Source organism: Paenibacillus sp. Leaf72, assembly GCF_001422685.1.
GTDB lineage: Bacteria > Bacillota > Bacilli > Paenibacillales > Paenibacillaceae > Pristimantibacillus.
In genome coordinates this window covers 81,142-98,722 of sequence record NZ_LMLV01000009.1, presented here as the reverse complement: position 1 = coordinate 98,722, position 17,581 = coordinate 81,142, and the positions used below count along the sequence as shown (strand labels likewise).

Sequence of the window (17,581 nt, the reverse complement as noted above, 5' to 3'; positions counted from 1 at the left end):
TGTATCGTTGCCGTTGTTCTCCCACTCGCGGACACCTCTTCTTTTTCGTTACGTCTATTATTAGGCGTTCCTTAACGCTGTGTCCACTTTTTATTCTAGCTACATCCTGTCCGCCTGCGGCCTGAAAATGGATCAAAAGCTAAAATTGCGGAACCTCAGTCCGCCAAAAAAGGAGCGAGCGTCTCAGGCTGCTCCGCCTCTTATGGAAGATCGCTGGGATGTCTGCGTTTCAGGCTCCTTTATATGCTCGCCTCTCCTCTGTCCGGATCCTCAATCCGCTGAATATACCCCTTTTAAATATCTTTTTGTGTGGAAGGCACCACCTTCTTCAGCCCGTAAGGCAGCATGTGCTTCTCGAGCTAATATTCTAACCGTATGACCTGATCAGTGCACTTTTATAATGATGAACGCCGCCTAGCGGCACAGCAAAAAGGACGACATTTCCCCGTCATCCACTCGCAGCGGGTTATCGCCCTTTTTCGATAAAATCCAACATAAGGCTGACCTCACGGATGTGAGGCCAACCTTCCAGTTGTTTTTCCAATTACTTACTTATTTATGACTACGCATTTCCTATTCGTTGTTTTCCATCCATTGGAAATGGAAGCTGCCTTGTTGATCGAGACGCTCAAACGTATGCGCTCCGAAATAATCACGCTGTGCTTGCAGCAGGTTAGCCGGCAGTCTTTCTGTACGGTAGCTGTCATAATAAGCTAGTGCCGATGCGAAAGCAGGAACTGGAATCCCTCTTGTTACGGCAATGGCAATCACTTTTCTCCAAGCCTCTTGGTAGTTATCTACGATGCCGCCGAAATAATCATCAAGGAACAAGTTTTTCAGTTCCGGATCACGGTCATACGCATCTTTAATGTTTTGCAGGAAGCCGGCACGAATAATGCAGCCGCCACGGAAAATCATTGCAATACTGCCGTAGTTCAGGTTCCAGTTGTACTGGTCAGAAGCAGCGCGCATTTGCGCGAAGCCTTGGGCGTACGAAGCGATTTTGCTCGCGAATAGCGCTTTGCGGACCGCTTCAATAAACTCTTGCGAATCGCCGTCATAGCTCGATACCGCAGGGCCGTTCAGCTTCTTGCTTGCCGCTATGCGCTCCTCTTTCATCGCAGAAATAAAGCGCGAGAATACGGACTCGGTAATGATCGACAATGGAACGCCGAGATCAAGAGCGCTTTGGCTCGTCCATTTGCCAGTTCCTTTTTGGCCTGCGGAATCGAGAATTACATCGACCATCGGCTTGCCTGTAGCCGGGTCTGTTTTCGAGAAAATGTCAGCTGTAATTTCGATCAAATAGCTGTCCAGCTCGCCATTATTCCACTCGGTGAAAATGTTATGCAGCTCGGACGTGTTTACACCGAGTACATCTTTCAACAAATGGTATGCTTCGCCAATCAGCTGCATGTCGCCATACTCGATGCCGTTGTGCACCATTTTCACATAGTGTCCAGCGCCGCCTTCACCAATGTAAGTAGAGCAAGCATCGCCATTCACTTTCGCCGAAATAGCTGTCAAGATCGGCTCAACGAGCTCATAAGCGTCTTTTTGACCGCCTGGCATAATTGCCGGACCTTTAAGCGCGCCCTCTTCGCCGCCGGAAACGCCCGCACCGATAAAGCGGAAGCCTTTAGCTGAAAGCTCTTCATTTCTTCTTTGCGTATCAGGGAAATAAGCGTTGCCGCCGTCAATCAAAATGTCCCCTTGGTCTAGAAAAGGTACAAGCTGATTAATCGTATCGTCAGTTGGCGCGCCTGCTTTGACCATTATTAAAATTCTGCGCGGCGTTTCAAGCGAGTTTACAAATTCTTCGACGCTGTATGCACCTACAAAATTTTTGCCTTTTGCTTCTTCCAGAAGCTCATTTGTTTTTTCTGGGGAACGGTTGTATAGCGCAACCGAGAACCCTCTGCTTTCAATGTTTAAAGCGAGGTTTTTGCCCATAACGGCAAGACCAACGACACCAATTTGCTGTTTGCTCACGGAAATCTGCCTCCCAATCCTATTCAAGCTCTTTTTATATAAGCGTAAATGGCTGTCGCCATTTTCAAAATAAATGCCATATTACATATTACTTATCGCTTCAAACTCCCCTTCTTACAGGGAAGTTTTTTTCCAGTCAGCAGCAAATTTCTCCATGCCTTGATCGGTAAGCGGGTGCTTCGAAATTTGCTCGATAACCGCGAATGGCACAGTTGCAATATGCGCGCCAGCCATCGCTACGCGAGTAACGTGATCCGGGTGGCGAACCGAAGCTGCAATAATTTGCGCATCCAGCTGGTGCGTGCGGAACAATTCAGCAATTTTAGAAACCAATAGAACGCCATCTTCGGAAATATCGTCCAGACGACCAAGGAACGGGGAAACATAGGTTGCGCCAGCACGAGCAGCCAACAGCGCTTGGTTCACTGTGAAAATAAGCGTTACGTTCGTTTTTACGCCTTTTTTCGTCAGGTAACGGCAAGTTTCTAGTCCAGCAAGGTTCATCGGAAGCTTGATTGTAATGTTTTTATCGTTGTTGTTGATTTTGATTAGCTCGTCCGCTTCAGCGATCATTTCTTCAGCTGTAATCGCGTTAGGCGTTACTTCTGCAGAAACGGATTCAACCTCAGGCACGATTTGCAAAATTTCAGCAATACGGTCTTCAAATTTCACGCCTTCTTTAGCAACTAAAGACGGGTTAGTGGTAACACCGGACAAAACGCCAATTTTATAAGCTTTCTTAATATCTTCCACATTAGCCGTATCGATAAAAAATTTCATAGTCAATTACCTCCGTTTTTTGGGTTCATTTTTGATTTACATTTTAATTTTAAATTTGATTGCCCTGCATTTCAATTATTTCAATAATTCTTTTGCCAGGCTAACGACATTTTCCGTTGAGAAGCCAAAGTATTCCATCACCTGGTTGCCCGGGCCTGACGCCCCAAACGTATCAATGGACAACACTTTGCCGCTTGGCCCTGCATAACGCTCCCAGCCGAGCGAAATACCCGCTTCAATGGCGATACGGTTCGATACGGCATCAGGGAGAACGCTTTGCTTGTAAGCTGCTGGCTGACGCTCAAACAGCTCTCTGCTCGGCATAGCCACGACGCGAACGGATACGTTATCGTTCTCCAGCTCGGTTTTAGCACTTACGGCAAGCGATACCTCAGAACCTGTAGCGATCAAAATGACGTCTGGCTTCTCATTCGTTTCTGTCAGCACATAAGCGCCTTTAGCTACTTCTGCAACGTTAGCTTTCGTCGCTTCATAGATCGGCAGATTTTGTCTGCTCAGCACGAGCGCAACCGGGCCATCATTTTGCTGCAAAGCATAAGCCCAAGCACTTGCCGTTTCATTGGCATCCGTTGGACGAATGACAGTGAGCCCTGGAATGGTGCGAAGCGCAGCCAAATGCTCAACTGGCTCATGCGTAGGACCATCTTCGCCGACTGCGATGGAATCATGCGTGAATACATACGTAACAGGCAGCTTCTGCAAGGCAGCCAGACGAATCGACGGGCGCAAATAATCGCTGAATACGAAGAAGGTACTCACGAATGGTTTTACGCCGCCATGCAGCGCCATGCCATTGCCCGCCGCGCCCATTGCATGCTCGCGAACGCCGAAATAAATATTGCGTCCTGCATACGATTTAACCGCGAATGTCTCTTCTCCTTTAATGTCCGTCATCGTGGAATGCGATAGATCTGCACTGCCTCCGAAGATGGAAGGAACGGTCTTCACATAATGATTGATGGCTTCACCGCTCGCTACGCGAGTTGAAAGTGTTTTGGAGGCATCGAAGGTCAAAATGTCAGCCGCATCAATCGTTACAGAACCATCGATGACTTGAGCCAGTTCCTTGCCTTGCGCCGGATATTGTGCAGTGTAGGAAGCAAGCTGTTTGTTCCATTCCGCCTCTTTAGCTGCACCCGCAAGCTTCAACTGCTCGTAATGCGCTTTGACCTCAGCCGGAACGGTGAACTCTTCTTCATACTTCCAGCCATAAGCGGCTTTCGTTGCGATTGCTTCTTCCTTGCCAAGCGGATTGCCATGCGCTTTATTCGTGCCCGCTACTTTGCTTCCGTAACCGATAATCGTCCGGATTTCAATAAGCGTTGGCTGTGAATCGTTGTGCTTGGCAGCTGCAATTGCCTCAGCGATGGCCGAAGTGTCATTGCCATCTTCCACGCGGAGATATTGCCAATTCGCAGATTCCGCTCTTTTTTGAATATTCTCCCCAAAAGAAAGGTTTAATTCTCCGTCGAGGGAAATATCGTTTGAATCATAGAGCACGATCAATTTGTCCAGCTTCATATGGCCAGCCATCGACATAGCCTCGTAGGAAATCCCTTCCATCAAGCAGCCGTCGCCAACGAGCGCATACGTATAATGGTCGATGATTGGGAAACCATCCTGATTGAATTTTGCAGCCAGATGCGCCTCTGCCATTGCCATGCCGACAGCCATTGCAACCCCTTGGCCTAGAGGGCCAGTCGTCGCATCTACGCCATCCGTATGTCCAAACTCAGGATGGCCTGGCGTCTTGCTGTTCAGCTTGCGGAATTGCTTCAAATCGTCAAGCGACACTTCATAGCCGGATAAGTGCAGCAGGCTGTAAAGCAGCGCTGAACCATGGCCCGCCGAAAGCACGAAACGGTCGCGGTTGAACCATTTGGCATGACCGGGATTGTGGCTTAAAAATTTGGACCATAACGTGTACGCCATTGGCGCTGCCCCCATAGGAAGGCCCGGATGACCGGAATTGGCGCTGTTAATGGCGTCAATCGATAAAGTACGAATCGTGTCAATCGCTAACTGATCAATGGTTTGTGTGATAGGCATATTGTTGTCCTTTCTCTGTTTCAGATTGTTGTTCCAGCTTGGAATCGAACCACCAGTGGTAGCCATCCTGCGCTAGCAAAGCATCGGATTCCGCTGGCCCATAAGTACCAGCCGCATAATGATGAAGAGGAACCTGATTTTCTGCGAAAGCTTCCAAAATAGGCTGAACCCAGGCCCACGACATTTCAACTTCATCCCAATGCGCAAAAAACGTAGGGTTGCCGTTCAAAGCATCGTGAATCAAATTTTCATAAGCTTCTGGAAGCTCTTCCTTGTTCGGGTGAAAATCGATTTGAATCGGCTTGAATTCACCATTTTGCTGCGAATCCTTGGAATTGAGCTGAAGCGTAATGCTTTCATTAGGGCTCATTTCAATGACGAGCAGATTCGGAGCCACCCCTTCTTCGTTTACGGAAGGAGCTTGTTTTAACGGCTCTTTAAATTCAATGACGATTCGCGTCGATTTTTCCTTCATTCTTTTGCCGGTACGAATGTAGAAAGGAACGCCCCGCCAAAAGAAATCATCAATCTGCAATTTTGCTGCGATAAAGGTGTCATTCATCGAAGTTTCGGCAATCCCCGGCTCAGACTTATAGCCGACAACCGGCTTGCCCTGAATGCTGCCAGCGCTGTATTGTCCGCGAACGATGCTGAGGGCAACATCTTTCTTTTGCAGCGGTTCAAGAGCTTCCATCACCTGTTTCTTCTTAGAACGAACCTTTTCAGGGTCGCTCTTCTGAGGAAGCTGGATCGCCGTCATCATAAGCAATTGCAGCAAATGGTTTTGGAACATGTCTCTTAGTGCGCCGACATGATCGTAATAACCGGCTCTTTCCTCTACGCCGACCGTTTCATTCGCTGTAATTTGCACATTGGCAATGTAATGATTGTTCCACAGCGCCTGAATGACCGGGTTCGTCTGCTGCAAAGCCTCAAGACGCTGCACCATCGGCTTGCCGAGATAATGATCGATCCGAAAAACTTCTTTTTCCTCAAAAGACCGGCTAAGGCTTTCATTCAAATCGCGTGCAGATTGCAAATCATGGCCGAAAGGCTTCTCAATGACGAGACGCTTCCAGCCCTGCGCAGAGCCAAGCCCGCTAGCCTGAATGTTGGAGGCAATCGTTTCGAAAAATTCAGGCCCAACCGATAAATAAAACAGGCGATTCGGGGCAAGATTTAAAGCTTCCTCCCGCTGTTCAATCATGTGAAGCAGCTTCTGGTAATCTTCCTTATGGTCTATGTTCAGAACTTGGTAACGGAAAGCTTTTAAAAAAGCTTTTACGCTCGCCTCGTCCTTTATTTCCCGTCTGGAAAAATCACGGAGAGATTGCTCGACATTTGCCTGAAAGGTTTCATGCGTCAGCTCTCTTCGTCCAAGGCCAATCAAGGAGAATGCTTGCGGCAGTTTCTGCTCGATGAACAAATTATACAAAGCGGGGTAGATTTTTCTTTTCGCTAAATCCCCTGTCGCTCCAAACAACACAAAAGTGGTTGGCTCCATCTTCCGTTCTCCTTCCAATTCGTTAGCTATGGTTTCTTTTTCTTAGTTACACTATAATACGTTTAAGAGCCATACAAGTAATTAATATATTTAAGAGGAGGTATAGACCACATCTATGATCAATAATTACGAATTATATAAGGTTTTTTATTGGGCCGCTAAAACAGGCAGCTTAACGAAAGCTGCTAATGCGCTGTACCTCACGCAACCGAGTGTCAGCCACGCCATTAAGCAGCTGGAAAACAGCTTCGGCATCACTTTGTTTTATCGAAATTCCAAAGGAGTTGCGCTAACGCAGGAAGGTACGATCTTGTACTCCTACATCGAGCAGTCGCAAATATTGATAACCCTTGCAGAGGAAAAAATGGCTGCACTGAAAAATCTAGAGAGCGGCGAGCTGCGTATTGGCGGCAGCGATTCGCTGTTCAAGCATTATTTGCTGCCGTATTTGGAAAACTTTCATTATATGTATCCCGAAATTAGGCTTCATCTTAATCACGGCACGACGCCGGAAGTGATTTCTTTCCTGAAGGAAGGCAAGATAGACCTTGGTGTCGTTCGCATGCCGATTGTCGATTCCCAGCTGGAAGTGCGTGAAAGCATTCAACTGAAGGATTGTTTTGTTGCAGGGGAGCGCTACGCGAAGCTGAAAAATGAAGTTTTGACGCTGGACCAATTGTTACAGCATCCCGTCATTCTTTTCTCCCGCAATAGCCGGGCGCGAATGGCCATTACAGAGCTTTTTCAAAGCTTCGGTTATATGCTGAAGCCTGAAATCGAGGTCGGCAGCGTCGATTTGCTGATCGAATTTGCCCGGAGAGGACTCGGCATTTCGTATGTAACGCGGGAATTTGTATCGAAGGAGCTAGAGGAAGGCTCGCTCTTCGAAATTCAATTGGATGTGCAGCTGCCTCCCTCCCATGTTGGCATAATGAAAATGCGGAATTTGCCGCTGTCGAGTACAGCTAGCCGATTTATTGAGCTTGTGCATTAAAGCTTTGTATATAAAATAAAAAGAGAAGAATTGAAAGTTAACTTTCGCTCCTTCTCTTTTTGAGTCCTCTTGCAAATTTAATTTGTTCCTTTTTTGCCTGATCATTTAAAAGCCCGATGGATTTATAAGATAACTCCCGCAGCGACTCTTCGTCCATTTTGGCAAGTACTCGCATAGCCGTGTCCATAATGTCGCTTTCCTCATGAGCAAGTTCGTTTTCTTTCATGAATTTTTCTAAATCATTGCGATTAATTGGATTTTCAAATTTCAGTCCAAAATGTTGGGCGGCGTATACAAAATCTTTATCGTTATTACTATAAAGCTGTGCATCTAAATCAATGCTTGTGGCTGCAATAATAGCGTCAGGCGATGGAAGCTTTTTGCCTTCTGACTCGAACCACAATATACGAATATCAGCTGCATTTTTAGCAACATTATCATTAATATGAACCATCAAACCCTCAGACTTTGGGTATTCAATATATTCTTCAATAACATCCTTATACGATAAATCTTTTTGTGTTCTGGGAATGGACAATAGTTCTACTTGGACGATTGTAGGCATTAAAAGCTCTATATCAAAGCGAAGTTCGTTAATAAGTTGAACAGCAGGTTGATATCCCCATGAAGCATAGATATAAATATTCGTGTCACAAATAACCTTCTGCTTATTTGACATCAAGTTCCTCCATGTCCGCATCTTCATCACTGATAGGATAAAGATCCTCGTCTTTCTCGGCCGGTTTTACTTTACTAAGCGCTTCTTTGGTTCGACGTACTGCTTCAATTTGTTTTTGATATTTGGGCACATCAAATTGAGAGCGCACAATTAAATTTTTGCTGCTCCCAGGTGTCTCAAGCTTCTCAGTATCTATCTTCCCAAGCTTGATCCATTTGTAAACACCTTGGACGCTAATTCCGAACATCTCGGCGACTTCATCGGCACTGACATATTTGCTATTCTTCTCTTGATGCTCTAACGGGACGGCTAGTACATTTCGAGCTTGAATATAATCTTGTGCCTTCCTGATTCGAATAATCGCAGCGGCTCTTCGTAACGTTTCAAGTTCTCCTTCAACTAAAGTAACACTCGTTGTGAATACTTCAATCTCTTGAGCCAGCTCTTCACTTGTTTTTGCCATGCTGTTCACCTCCCATTCATTTTACTATACTTTTCAATCAATATAAATATTAAACCAAACAAACGAATTAAACTTATTAAACCAGCACTTTAAAGATCAAATATACCGAATTTGGCTTTGTTTCTAATCTTCCCCTCGATTAATCGCCCAAATATCCTCCACCATTACTTTGTATTTCAAGCAATCCCGCCCTCTTAAGCTCCTCAGCGTGAATTTCTGACAATGCTTCCAATAAACCCATGCCACGCTCGGTCACCTTTATAAAGATGCTTCTTTTATCCTCAGAATTCGGGAACCGGCTTACGAGCTCTAAATCTTCACAGCGCTTAATGAGCTCCAGGCAGGCATGCGGCGTAATTTGCAAACGCTCGGCCAGCTCTTTCGGAGTCGCATAGTCCCTCTCTGGAAATCCCATGATAGCTAACATAAGTTGATGGTATTGGGGAGTTAAACCTTTGCTTCTCGCTGCCTCTTCACTAAACCGAATAAACTTGCGAATACGATATCGAAATAAAGCCAATTCTTCATAAACCTGCTTGGACAAACGGTTATTGGTCATATAAGGGCTCCTGCTTTTCTTCTAGTCTATCCCATAGCTGTCATTCATTCAATCACAACGATGAAGTAAAAATCATACCCTGATAAAGTTAAGTTTCCTCACCCAATGTAGAGTCAAACAAACAAAATTAAAATAAAAACGTTTTCATGTTATATAACATAACACAAACTCATTGACTTAGATCGTAGTGCGATATATATTGAGCATATCTAGTTATAATCCGTTAAGTTTGAAATCAAAAACTCACTTCTTTATCACACTCCTATTAACTTCTAACGCTGGTGGTGAACCTGCTTGCCTACTGAAAAAATAAAAAGCGTCTGCCCTTATTGCGGTGTTGGATGCGGCATCATACTTGAGGTATCGGAAAATCGTGTCATTAAAGTAACGGGAGACAAAGAGCATCCTACCAATTTCGGGCGATTGTGCACGAAAGGCAACACGTGCGCCGAAGCGATTTCGGAGTCAGGACGAATGGAATACGCTTATGAACGCCTCTCGCGCAAGGGCGAGCTGCAAAAATTAGCAATTGACGAAGCGATAAGCAAAACAGCAGCGCAGCTGCGTTCCATACTTGACGAGCATGGGCCAAATGCCCTTTCCTTTTATGTATCCGGCCAGATGTCACTGGAGTCGCAGTATTTAATTAATAAGCTCGCCAAAGGCTTCGTGGGCACGAACAATATTGAATCCAATTCCAGGCTCTGTATGGCAAGCGCCGGCAGCGGTTATAAGCTGTCTCTTGGAGCGGATGGTCCGCCAGGCTCCTATCAGGATTTTGACCAAAGCGATCTTTTTTTCGTCATTGGCGCAAATATGGCTGACTGCCACCCTATTTTGTTTCTGCGAATGATGGATCGAATAAAAGCGGGTGCGAGGCTCATTGTCGTTGACCCGCGCCGCAATGCTACGGCCGATAAAGCATCCCTATATATGCAAATAAAACCGGGAACCGACCTGGCTCTGCTAAACGGACTTTTGCATCTACTGGTGAAAAATAATGATATTGACGAAGCATTTATTGCTGACTTTACTTCCGGCTGGGAACCGATGATTGCGTTTTTAGACGATTACCCTCCGGATAAAGTAGCTGAAATAACGGGCATCCCGGAGGAACATATTCGCAAGGCCGCGGCTTGGATCGGCGAATCGCCGAATTGGATGAGCTGCTGGACGATGGGCCTCAATCAAAGCACACACGGTACTTGGCACACGAATGCAATTTGTAATTTGCATTTGGCTACCGGCAAAATATGCCGTCCAGGCAGCGGCCCCTTCTCCCTCACCGGTCAACCCAACGCAATGGGCGGCCGCGAGATGGGCTATATGGGACCCGGCTTGCCCGGCCAGCGTTCCGTCCTCGTAGAAAAGGAACGTGATTTTATCGAGAGCCTGTGGAGGCTGCCATCAGGAACCCTTACAACCGAGGTAGGTACAGGAACCGTCTCGATGTTTGAGCAAATGCAAGCTGGTCAAATTAAGGCATGCTGGATTATTTGCACGAATCCCGTAGTGACGGTTCCCAATCGAAGAAACGTCATTGCCGGTTTAGAGAAAGCCGAGCTTGTCATTACACAGGATGCTTTCCTTGAAACGGAAACGAATGCCTATGCGGATATTATGCTGCCCGGCGCGTTATGGTCTGAGGCTGAAGGCGTGATGATCAACTCCGAGCGTAATTTGACGTTGATGCAGAAGGCGGTAAAGCCGCCCGGCGAGGTGCTGCCCGATTGGCAGATCATCGCTCGTGTAGCATGTGAAATGGGCTTTGCCGACGCTTTTTCATATAGCAGCTCCGAGGAGGTTTATCAGGAAATTCAACAGGCTTGGAATCCCAAGACCGGCTACGATATTCGCGGCGCATCCTATGAGCGGCTACGCAGTACACCGCTGCAATGGCCGTGCGCTCCTGAAAGCGAAGCGGATCGCAACCCTATCCGCTATATCAACAATGGAATCAGCCAAACGTTGAAGCTCAAGGAAGATGGCAGTTTGCCGAGACTTGTATTTCCGACCGAAAGCGGCAAAGGCATCTTTCTCGCCCGCCCCTTTTTGCCTCCGGCTGAGCTTCCCGATATGGAATTCCCCTTTATCTTGAACACGGGACGCGTACAGCATCAATGGCACACAATGACGAAAACCGGTAAAATAGCCAAGCTGAATAAACTGAACCCAGGTCCCTTCGTGGAAATTCATCCCGAGGATGCGGCCACTCTTGGCATTACAGCTGATAATCAAGTCGAGATTCGCTCTAAGCGGGGGGTTGCTATTTTACCAGCTGTCATAACCGATCGGGTTCGTCCCGGCAATTGCTTTGCCCCGTTTCATTGGAATGATATTTTCGGCAAAAATCTGGCTATTAATGATGTGACCAACGATGCTATTGATCCGATCTCCTTTCAACCTGAATTTAAATTTTGCGCAGTGTCTCTTATTCGCGTCGCCGCTTCCGCAGAGGCTGCGCCGATTATTCATTCTGATGAGGAAATAACAGCCTCCCACTCGGCATTCCGCAGTGCGAGCAACGTTTATGAGGAGGAGATTTACATGTCTAAAGTCGATACGCTCGCCAGTATGCTTGGCATTGAATCAACATCTGTTATGACGCTGGAAAACCATGAAAAAACGTATGTGACCGGTTTTATTGCCAGCCTAAAAACGAGCGAGCTCCAGAGCGCGCCTGGCATCCCTGTTCTTCCTCCATCCGCGCCGCTGGAAGCCTCCAAAAAGCTATTTCTCGATGGGCTGCTCGCAGGCATGTTCTCCCGCACTTACTTGTCGGAATCCGGCGCAGCCTTGAGCGCTGCGGCAAGTACCGGGCAAGCGACGCTAGAACCGCCTGTACCTTTTGTCCACATAAAAGATGCAGAAGCTTTGCGGATTACGATTGTATGGGCGTCTCAAACCGGAAATGCCGAGGAAGCCGCTCAAGCTTGCGCCAAGCAATTATTGGCAGCGGGTCATCATGTCCAGCTGTTAAACATGGATGACTACGATATAAAGAATCTTGCTAATGAACAGTATGTGCTATGCATCGCGAGTACATTTGGGGCAGGCGACCCGCCTGACAATGGCACCGGCTTCTGGCACTCCCTTCAAGCTGACGATGCACCTAAGCTGCCGGGAGTGACATTCGCTGTACTCGGCTTTGGCGATTCCAGCTATGATTTATTTTGCGGGTTTGGACAACAACTGGATGCCCGATTCGAGCATTTAGGAGCCAAGCGCCTAATGCCGCGAACAGATTGCGATACGAATTTTCAAGAGCAGGTATCCGCATGGATCCTATCGCTCGAAACAGCTTTGCAAAAAGCTCAGAAGGGCACCAGAACAAATGGCGCTGCGTCTTCTTCTGCACATGAGACTGCTATACAGGTTCACTATGATCGGAACCAGCCGCTTACAACCATCTTGCTCGCCAACAAGCCGTTAAGCAAGGAAGGCTCTGAGAAAGATACCCGCCATTATATTTTTGATTTAAAAAATACCGGGCTGCACTATGAGTCCGGTGACGCTTTAGGCGTTTGGCCAACAAATGCTCCGGCACTTGTGGAAGAAGTATTGGAAGCTGTAAAGCTGAGCCCTACCGAGTTCGTGTCCGTTAAAGATTTTGGAGAGCTACCATTAAGCCTTGCTCTTGCCAAGCATTACGATATTACCCGAATCACTCCGAGCATTTTGCAAGCTGTACATGAACGTACAAATAACGATGTTTTATCCCGGCTTTTAAGGAAGGAAAATCAGGAAGAATTAAAGCAATGGCTGTGGGGACGTCAGCTCGCCGATCTACTGCAGGAATTCCCTTTCCCGATTCAAGCAGCTGAGCTTGTTCAACTGCTGAAGCCGTTGCAGCCGCGGCTCTATTCCATTTCTTCCAGTTCAAAAATGAATCCGGATGAAGTTCATATTACCGTATCCACCGTTCGTTATCCGTTCAATGGCAAGCAGCGAAATGGCTTATGCTCCACCTTTCTGGCTGACCATGCGGAGAAAGCAGCTGGCGTACCCATCTTTGTTCAGAAAACCTCCCATTTCCGCCTGCCAAGCGATACTGATAAACCCGTCATCATGGTTGGCCCCGGAACAGGCATCGGCCCCTTCCGCGGTTTTTTGCAGGAGCGTCAAGCGACAGGCGCCAAAGGGAAAAACTGGCTGATCTTCGGAGAACAGCGCGCGGAATGCGACTTTTATTATAAGAAGGAGCTGGAAGCGATGCAGCAACGCGGCATTCTCCATCGTTTGGATACCGCCTTCTCACGAGATCAAGCAGAAAAAATATATGTACAGCATCGCATGATTGAGCACGGCGCTGAATTATGGTCCTGGCTGCAGGCAGGTGCCTATTTCTATGTATGTGGGGATGCCAGCAAAATGGCAAAGGACGTAGACACCGCACTGAAACAAGTCATTGAGCAGCACGGCGGAAAATCGGCGGCTGAAGCGGAGCAATATGTGAAGGCAATGGCCAAAGAGCAACGATATGCCCGCGATGTTTATTAAGCTAGTGCATACAGGGAGAGACGACCGCAACTATTGGCGGTCGTCTTTATTTTTCACACCTCCTATACTCTATCAAAATTACAAAAACTAGAATACTTGAATTAGAGTATAAATTTCTGGTATATTTGTAAATAACAATGGTAATTTGAATTGACCTGATGACTCTCTATTCCAGCAGCCTTACTATTGCGATGAATCAAAATCGTACGACAGGCTTCACCGCAGCGACTAAAGGAGGAATATGCAATGAATAACCATGTCATTTCTTTAGCTGATATTACGAGCTTTCAGTCTAAAGAAGAAGAGTTCAGCCCTTATAGTTGGTATCGCCGCATGTTGAATCAAGACCCAGTCATTTTTAATGAAGGATCAAATGCCTACCATGTGTTCAAGTACGATTATGTGAAAACGGTGCTTAGTGATTTCAAAAACTTTTCCAGCGTTAGAACACGCAGCATCGTCCAGGTCGGTTATCAGAGCAATGACGACAAAGATAAAGAAATGGTCAAAACGTTTCCCGATCAGCTTGATATTCACAATGTTGATCCGCCAGAGCATCGTAAACGGAGATCCCTGCTCGCCGCTGCTTTCACACCAAGAAGCCTGCGGTTATGGGAACCGCGCATTCAGGCTGCTGTCGATGAATTAGTGGCCCAATTTGCCGATCAATCACAGGTGGATATCGTTGAAGCCTACACAAGCGTATTGCCAGTTGTCGTCATGTCCGACCTGCTTGGCGTCCCTTCCAAGGACCGCCTCTTATTCAAAGCATGGGTAGACAAGCTGTTTTTGCCGGCAACTCATGAAAACTTCGATGAGATTAATGAATTGAAAAAGAAGGCCGGCGACGAATATTATCAATACCTTTACCCGCTCGTTGTAGCGAAGAGATCCCATTTAGAAGACGATATTATATCCGACTTAATTAGAGTAGAAGTAGATGGCGGGCATTTTACAGATGATGAGATTGTACGCACGACGATGTTTTTACTTGGGGCGGGGATTGAAACAACGAGCAATCTGCTGGCTAATTCCTTTTATGCTTTTTTATACGACCAGCCCGAGCTGTATCAGGAACTCAGAAATAATCCCGAGCTTGTTTCTGACGCGGTTGAAGAGCTGCTCCGGTTTCGGTTTCACATTAGCAAAATGGACCGGACTGTGAAGGAGGATAATGATGTGCTAGGGGTTCCGCTCAAAAAAGGGGATACCATCGTGGCTTGGATGAGCGCAGCGAATATGGATGAAAGCATGTTTGAAGATCCTTTTACATTGAACATTCACCGGGAAAATAACAATAAGCAGCTCGCATTTGGCTATGGCGCCCACTTTTGTCTAGGAGCACCTCTAGCAAGGCTGGAAGCCACTCTCGTTCTTACTACCTTTTTAAAAACATTTTCCAAAATTGAGCCCGATACAACCTTTATTTTGGAAGACAGCCTTGTTCCTAGTGCTGCCGGACAAAGCTTGACTCGATTGCCTATCCAGCTTTTTAAATAAAAAATACCGTTTGATGCTGCTTCATTCGTTTCATGCAAAAAAACTGCCTAAGCAAGCTGCCTTCGATATGGAATCGGAGTCAGCTTGTCCCCGCAAACCTATACATAAACCTCATCTTCGAGTGAAGATAAAATGCCTTCATTAAATAATTCAATTAAAACATTAGCAATTTGTGGATCAAAATGCATGCCGCTTTGCTTTTTCACTTCTTCAATCGTCTCCTGAATCGTCCAGGCTCTCTTATAGGGACGTTCATGTGTGAGCGCATCATAAAAATCGGCAAGCGCTACAATTCGTGCTTCCAGAGGTATTTCTTCCCCTTTCAGACCAAACGGATAGCCGGAACCATCCCATTTTTCGTGATGGGATTTCGCTATAATCCCCGCCAGCTTCAGGATGGAAAATGTGCTTCCTTCCAAAATGCTGGACCCAATAATCGTATGAGCCTTCATTTGCTCAAATTCATGAGGCTCAAAACGCCCGGGCTTCAGCAAAATCTCATCAGGAATACCGATTTTTCCAATATCATGCAGCGGTGCCGCTTTGCGAATACGATCAGCGTCCTCTTCCGAAAGCCCCAAACGGCTGGCAATAAGCTCCGCAAGCCGTCCGACCCGCAGCGTATGCCTGCCCGTCATATCATCGCGATATTCTCCCGCGCGCCCAAGCAGCAGCAACATTTCCAGCTTTGCCTTTTGCAGCTCCTCCGTCCGCTCCAACACTCTCATTTCCAACGTATTTTTATGCTGTTGAATCTGATTGTGCAGCTGACGGGTTTTGAGCAAATTATTAATTCGCAAAATGACCTCGGTCCGGTCATACGGTTTAGTCAAAAAGTCATTCACTCCCGCCTCCAGGCAGCGCCTCTTCACTTCAGGAGTGACATCAGCGGTAAGCATCAAAACGGGCAAATAACTGTCGGCCGAAAGCTGCTCACGAATGAGTGTCAATACCTGCAGTCCATCCATGCCCGGCATATGCATGTCCAACAGGATAATGTCCGGCTCAATTTCCAATAGCTTTTGCTGAATCTGGAGAGGATCCATTATACTATATATATGAGTAAACCCTGAGCGGACCAGAATCCGTTCTAAAAGCGTAATGTTGAGCTCCTGGTCGTCCACGATTAATATTTTTGCGCGTGAAATGTCCTCCATCGTTCTTCTCCATTCTGTATTCGTGAAATGCCTGCTTACGCTTTTTCTTTCTCCAAAGCAGCCTTCATCTTCTCTAGCAGCCGCTCAAGCACAACCGGTTTCGTATCAAAATCGTCACAGCCCGCCTGATAGGCCTTATCCTCATCGTTCGTCATCGCATGAGCGGTCAAGGCGATAACGGGAATATGCTTCGTAAGAGCTGAGCTTTTGAGCATGCGGGTTGCCTCCCATCCATCAAGCACCGGCAAGCTCAAATCCATCAATATTAAATCCGGAAGCACCTCTTCAGCGAGATCTACCCCTTGCCTGCCGTCTTCAGCCGTTATGATGCGATACCCTTTGCGCTCCAGCCGCCGGGATAACATATCGCGATTCATCTCATTATCTTCAATCAGCAGAACGGTGTTCATCGTTTAGCAGCCTCCCCATTACACCATTTGATTAAGCACTTTAGCCTGCTCTCCCAGCTTGCCTGCGGCCTCACTAATTCCTGTAAAGTCCCCTACAGCCTGCTCGATTTCATGCTTGCTGCTTATAATCGCTTCTCTGGAGCTTTTTGAGCTACCGCTAACCTTGTCCACCTGCTTTGAAATTCCTTCCAGCGAATTTTGAATTTCGCTAGCAGCCCCTTGAACATGCTGGGCAAGCTTTTTGACTTCCATCGCTACAATATTAAACCCGCGGCCATGCTCCCCTGCGTGCGCAGCTTCAATCGCTGCATTCAAGGCAAGCAAATTCGTCTGTGACGCAAAATCCCGAATCGTCTGGACAATCCCTCGCACAGCTTGCGTTTGCTGCTCCAGCGTTTGCAGAAAATCGATTTGAATCGCATTATCGCTCACGACATGCTCAATAACCGAGGTGACTTGCTCGCTGCGATTGATGCCTCTTTGGGTCCGCTCCAGCAAATCCGCTGCCATCTGCTGCAATTCGTCGGTCATTTTGACTACAGCCTGCTCGCGCGCAGAAATATCTGTTGCAACCTTTACGACGGCAAATGGAACGCCCTCTTCATCACAAACAGGCATATAGGTCGCTTCAAGCCAAATACTCGCTCCGTCCTTTGCCAACCGAACAATTTTCTCTTGAAAGGCTGTGCCTTTTCGCAAATTTTCCCAGAACTGCTTGTATTCAGCACTATTGGCAAACTCGGGCCTGCAAAACTGCCGATGATTTTTCCCTGGCAATTCATGAGCTGCATAACCCATCGCCTTGGCAAACTGCTCATTTGCCCACAGCACCTCTCCTTGCAAATTAAATTCGATCATCGCCAGCGACTGCTCTAATGCGGATAGAACCGCCTTCCCATCAAGCACCTGCGTACTTTGGGAAACTAATTTCACAACGTCATTCACTTGCTATTCCTCCTATTAAAATTATCTA

The 17,581-nt window shown here is 46.9% G+C and carries 13 protein-coding genes; 3 read left to right on the top strand and 10 right to left on the bottom strand.

Translation table 11 applies throughout. From position 1 onward, the window contains the following. Positions 1–573 precede the first annotated feature (573 nt). The 4 genes from gndA to zwf all read right to left on the bottom strand — a co-directional run bounded on the left by gndA (position 574) and on the right by zwf (position 6,346). The gene (gene gndA / locus ASF12_RS14075; protein ID WP_056035689.1) at positions 574–1,992 is read right to left on the bottom strand and encodes an NADP-dependent phosphogluconate dehydrogenase; all 1,419 of its coding nucleotides are present in this window, start codon (positions 1,990–1,992) and stop codon (positions 574–576) included. A 114-nt stretch (positions 1,993–2,106) separates the two neighbouring features. Next, positions 2,107–2,772, bottom strand: coding sequence for a fructose-6-phosphate aldolase (gene fsa, locus ASF12_RS14070; protein ID WP_046230868.1), 666 nt, complete (start codon positions 2,770–2,772; stop codon positions 2,107–2,109). 75 nt (positions 2,773–2,847) lie between these two features. After that, a complete protein-coding gene (gene tkt, locus ASF12_RS14065) occupies positions 2,848–4,836 on the bottom strand; it encodes a transketolase (RefSeq protein WP_056035705.1) in 1,989 nt (662 codons plus the stop codon). After that, the gene (gene zwf / locus ASF12_RS14060; RefSeq protein ID WP_056035685.1) at positions 4,820–6,346 is read right to left on the bottom strand and encodes a glucose-6-phosphate dehydrogenase; all 1,527 of its coding nucleotides are present in this window, start codon (positions 6,344–6,346) and stop codon (positions 4,820–4,822) included. Before zwf ends, tkt begins: the two co-directional genes overlap by 17 nt. Positions 6,347–6,461: 115 nt before the next feature. On the opposite strand from zwf, the gene ASF12_RS14055 reads away from it, so the two are divergent. Then, entirely contained in the window at positions 6,462–7,340 is an 879-nt protein-coding gene (locus tag ASF12_RS14055) for a LysR family transcriptional regulator (RefSeq protein WP_056035684.1), read from the top strand. A gap of 37 nt (positions 7,341–7,377) precedes the next feature. Here the strand turns inward: ASF12_RS14055 and ASF12_RS14050 are convergent, their stop codons facing one another. From ASF12_RS14050 to ASF12_RS14040, 3 genes are all read right to left on the bottom strand, one after another. Next, entirely contained in the window at positions 7,378–8,019 is a 642-nt protein-coding gene (locus ASF12_RS14050) for a type II toxin-antitoxin system VapC family toxin (RefSeq protein WP_056035681.1), read from the bottom strand. Beyond that, on the bottom strand, positions 8,009–8,482 hold the full coding sequence (locus ASF12_RS14045) for a helix-turn-helix domain-containing protein (protein ID WP_056035677.1): 474 nt from the start codon (positions 8,480–8,482) through the stop codon (positions 8,009–8,011). Before ASF12_RS14045 ends, ASF12_RS14050 begins: the two co-directional genes overlap by 11 nt. Positions 8,483–8,621: 139 nt before the next feature. Continuing rightward, on the bottom strand, positions 8,622–9,041 hold the full coding sequence (locus tag ASF12_RS14040) for a MarR family winged helix-turn-helix transcriptional regulator (protein WP_056035674.1): 420 nt from the start codon (positions 9,039–9,041) through the stop codon (positions 8,622–8,624). A gap of 294 nt (positions 9,042–9,335) precedes the next feature. Between ASF12_RS14040 and ASF12_RS14035 the strand changes: the two genes are divergently transcribed. Further along, positions 9,336–13,541 (top strand): sulfite reductase subunit alpha, encoded by a 4,206-nt coding sequence (locus tag ASF12_RS14035; protein WP_056035673.1) that lies wholly within the window; start codon positions 9,336–9,338, stop codon positions 13,539–13,541. Positions 13,542–13,787: 246 nt separating this feature from the next. Then, positions 13,788–15,041 carry a cytochrome P450 gene (locus ASF12_RS14030; RefSeq protein ID WP_056035669.1) on the top strand — a complete coding sequence of 418 codons (1,254 nt, stop codon included), beginning with the start codon at positions 13,788–13,790 and terminating at the stop codon, positions 15,039–15,041. Between the two features lie 98 nt (positions 15,042–15,139). Here the strand turns inward: ASF12_RS14030 and ASF12_RS14025 are convergent, their stop codons facing one another. From ASF12_RS14025 to ASF12_RS14015, 3 genes are read right to left on the bottom strand one after another with little or no spacing between them, the layout of a single operon-like run. Next, on the bottom strand, positions 15,140–16,198 hold the full coding sequence (locus tag ASF12_RS14025; protein ID WP_056035667.1) for an HD domain-containing phosphohydrolase: 1,059 nt from the start codon (positions 16,196–16,198) through the stop codon (positions 15,140–15,142). 35 nt (positions 16,199–16,233) lie between these two features. Beyond that, positions 16,234–16,608: a response regulator gene (locus ASF12_RS14020; RefSeq protein WP_056035662.1), complete on the bottom strand. Its 375-nt coding sequence runs from the start codon at positions 16,606–16,608 to the stop codon at positions 16,234–16,236. A gap of 18 nt (positions 16,609–16,626) precedes the next feature. After that, positions 16,627–17,553 carry a methyl-accepting chemotaxis protein gene (locus ASF12_RS14015; RefSeq protein ID WP_056035659.1) on the bottom strand — a complete coding sequence of 309 codons (927 nt, stop codon included), beginning with the start codon at positions 17,551–17,553 and terminating at the stop codon, positions 16,627–16,629. Positions 17,554–17,581 lie beyond the last annotated feature (28 nt).

Excerpts from the sequence above, each read along its gene's own strand:
- ASF12_RS14045 (WP_056035677.1), bottom strand. The coding sequence starts at position 8,482 with ATGGCAAAAACAAGTGAAGAGCTGGCTCAAGAGATTGAAGTATTCACA.
- ASF12_RS14055 (WP_056035684.1), top strand. The coding sequence starts at position 6,462 with ATGATCAATAATTACGAATTATATAAGGTTTTTTATTGGGCCGCTAAA.
- ASF12_RS14040 (WP_056035674.1), bottom strand. The coding sequence starts at position 9,041 with ATGACCAATAACCGTTTGTCCAAGCAGGTTTATGAAGAATTGGCTTTA.
- ASF12_RS14025 (WP_056035667.1), bottom strand. The coding sequence starts at position 16,198 with ATGGAGGACATTTCACGCGCAAAAATATTAATCGTGGACGACCAGGAG.
- zwf (WP_056035685.1), bottom strand. The coding sequence starts at position 6,346 with ATGGAGCCAACCACTTTTGTGTTGTTTGGAGCGACAGGGGATTTAGCG.
- ASF12_RS14050 (WP_056035681.1), bottom strand. The coding sequence starts at position 8,019 with ATGTCAAATAAGCAGAAGGTTATTTGTGACACGAATATTTATATCTAT.
- ASF12_RS14020 (WP_056035662.1), bottom strand. The coding sequence starts at position 16,608 with ATGAACACCGTTCTGCTGATTGAAGATAATGAGATGAATCGCGATATG.
- ASF12_RS14030 (WP_056035669.1), top strand. The coding sequence starts at position 13,788 with ATGAATAACCATGTCATTTCTTTAGCTGATATTACGAGCTTTCAGTCT.
- fsa (WP_046230868.1), bottom strand. The coding sequence starts at position 2,772 with ATGAAATTTTTTATCGATACGGCTAATGTGGAAGATATTAAGAAAGCT.